The organism is Prevotella amnii CRIS 21A-A (assembly GCF_000177355.1).
In the GTDB taxonomy this organism is placed as follows: domain Bacteria; phylum Bacteroidota; class Bacteroidia; order Bacteroidales; family Bacteroidaceae; genus Prevotella; species Prevotella amnii.
In genome coordinates this window covers 1-2,823 of the sequence record NZ_ADFQ01000052.1, presented here as the reverse complement: position 1 = coordinate 2,823, position 2,823 = coordinate 1, and the positions used below count along the sequence as shown (strand labels likewise).

Here is a 2,823-nt window from a genome sequence, read left to right as displayed (position 1 = left end):
TAAATGTATTACTTATTTTTCAAAACTTTCTTTTAGCAGAAATATACATACTATTTCTCTTAAAGAAGCATAAAAATCATACCATAAGAGAATATATATCAACTATCTCCTTTTTACTTAAAATAGGTGATGAAGAATGATTTTTTATCAAATTTTCTCACCATAACAAAGATCTCCGGCATCACCAAAACCTGGTACAATATACTTATGCTCATTAAGCCCTTCATCTATAGCCCCACACCATATTGTAGTATTTTTATCAGGGAATGTCTTTTTAATATGAGAAATGCCTTCAGGGGTTGCTAAAACGCAAGCCACATGCACATGTTTAGGAATACCTTTAGTAAGAATAGCCTTATAACCTAATTCCATAGACCCTCCTGTAGCAAGCATAGGATCAGCTATAATTAAAGTTTTACCAGTAATTTCTGGTGTTGCTAAATATTCCACATGAATACCTACTTCGTGATGAGCCTCATCTTTATATTCACGATAAGCACTTACAAAAGCATTTCCCGCATGATCAAATATATTAAGAAAACCATTATGGAAAGGAAGACCCGCACGAAATATTGTTGCTAAAACTATCTTATCTGAAGGAACATTAACTTTAGATAAACCTAAAGGAGTAACAACCTCTTTCGTTTCATAATGTAACGTTTTAGATATTTCAAAAGCTTCAAACTCTCCTATACGTAAAACATTGTTACGAAATAATAATCGATTCTTTTGATACTCTTTATCTCGAATCTCTGCAAGATATTGATTAATTATGGAATTTTGTTCCGAAAAGTTGATAATTTCCATTAGCTATTTAGGCATTAAAGTTTTTACGTTTATTATAAAGCATAATACAAAATTTTGGCAAAAATAAGCATTTCATTTCTATTTTGCAATATACATTTAGCAAATATAATTAGTTAAATGCTTATTTTTAATTATTTAACCTACATATATCTTAACTTTGATAGAATTTATAAATATATCTTTGGGCAAGTTTATTAAAAATGCTACCTTTGCGGTGTCTTAGTAAATAAGATTAAATTAAAAAAAAGAATAATTATTTTCCAACTAAATACATTTTATAAAATGGCACAGTTTGATAAAAGTGTACTAGAAAAGTACGGTATCACAGGTACAACAGAAGTTGTTTACAATCCTTCTTACGAGAAATTGTTTGAAGAAGAAACAAAAGCAAGTTTAGAAGGCTTTGAGAAAGGTCAGGTAACAGAGCTTGGTGCAGTAAACGTGCAGACAGGTGTTTATACAGGTCGTTCTCCTAAGGATAAGTTCATCGTAGATGATGCTAACTCTCACAACACAGTATGGTGGACTTCTGAAGAATACAAGAACGACAACAAGAAGATGTCTGAAAAGACTTGGGCTGTAGTTAACGACTTAGCTAAAAAAGAGCTTTCTAACAAACGTCTTTTCATTGTTGATGGTTTCTGTGGTGCTAATAAGGATACTCGTATGAAGATTCGTTTCATCGTAGAAGTAGCTTGGCAAGCTCACTTTGTAACAAATATGTTCATTAAGCCTATCAACGAAGAGGAATTGGCACAGGAACCAGACTTCATTGTTTACAATGCTTCAAAAGCTAAAGTAAAAAATTACGCTGAATTAGGATTAAATTCTGAAACCTGCGTTGCTTTCAACGTAACAACAAAAGAGCAGGTTATCCTTAACACATGGTATGGTGGTGAAATGAAGAAAGGTATGTTCTCTATGATGAACTACTACCTACCTCTAAAGGGTATTGCTTCTATGCACTGTTCTGCTAATACCGACTTAAATGGTGAGAACACTACTATTTTCTTCGGTCTATCAGGTACAGGAAAGACTACTCTATCAACCGATCCTAAACGTCTTCTTATAGGTGATGATGAACACGGCTGGGACGACAATGGTGTGTTTAACTTTGAGGGCGGTTGCTACGCTAAAGTTATCAACTTAGACAAGGAGTCAGAGCCTGATATCTATGCTGCTATCAAACGTAACGCTCTTCTTGAAAACGTTATGGTTGATGCTAATGGTAAGATAAATTTTGCTGATAATAGCAGAACTGAGAATACTCGTGTATCTTATCCTATTAATCACATTAAGAACATCGTACTAAAGAAGAATTCTGTATCTGCTGGTCCAGCTGCTAAACAGGTTATCTTCCTTTCTGCAGATGCTTTCGGTGTATTACCACCAGTATCTATTCTTAATGCTGAACAAACAAAATACTACTTCCTATCTGGTTTTACAGCTAAATTAGCTGGTACAGAGCGTGGTATTACTGAGCCAACTCCTACTTTCTCAGCATGTTTCGGTCAGGCTTTCTTGGAGTTACATCCAACAAAGTATGCAGAAGAATTAGTTAAGAAGATGGAAAAGAATGGTGCTAAGGCTTACTTGGTTAACACTGGTTGGAATGGTACTGGCAAGCGTATATCTATTAAGGATACACGTGGTATTATTGATGGTATTTTAAGTGGTGCTATTAACAATGCTCCTACAAAGACTATTCCTTATTTCAACTTTGTTGTTCCAACAGAACTTGAAGGTGTTGATACTAAGATCTTAGACCCACGTGATACATATGCTGACGCTACACAGTGGGAAGAGAAAGCTAAAGATCTTGCTGCTCGTTTCCAAAAGAATTTTGTGAAATACACAGGCAACGAAGCTGGAAAAGCACTTGTAGCTGCTGGTCCACAGCTCTAATATCTCTCTGAAGATATATCAATATAATATTAAAATGCTCACATCTGAATATATAGATGTGAGCATTTTTTATATAATTTCATAGTATATAAGCTCGCCTCATAGTTACCT

2 protein-coding genes are annotated in these 2,823 nt (G+C 34.3%); one reads left to right on the top strand and one right to left on the bottom strand.

Annotated elements, in window-relative coordinates; all coding sequences use genetic code 11:
- Positions 1-147: 147 nt before the first annotated feature.
- Positions 148-807 (bottom strand): uracil phosphoribosyltransferase, encoded by a 660-nt coding sequence (upp, locus tag HMPREF9018_RS04870; protein WP_008448893.1) that lies wholly within the window; start codon positions 805-807, stop codon positions 148-150.
- Positions 808-1,089: 282 nt separating this feature from the next.
- Between upp and pckA the strand changes: the two genes are divergently transcribed.
- On the top strand, positions 1,090-2,712 hold the full coding sequence (gene pckA / locus HMPREF9018_RS04865) for a phosphoenolpyruvate carboxykinase (ATP) (protein ID WP_008448895.1): 1,623 nt from the start codon (positions 1,090-1,092) through the stop codon (positions 2,710-2,712).
- The last annotated feature ends 111 nt before the right edge of the window (positions 2,713-2,823 follow it).

Excerpts from the sequence above, each read along its gene's own strand:
- upp (WP_008448893.1), bottom strand. The coding sequence starts at position 807 with ATGGAAATTATCAACTTTTCGGAACAAAATTCCATAATTAATCAATAT.
- pckA (WP_008448895.1), top strand. The coding sequence starts at position 1,090 with ATGGCACAGTTTGATAAAAGTGTACTAGAAAAGTACGGTATCACAGGT.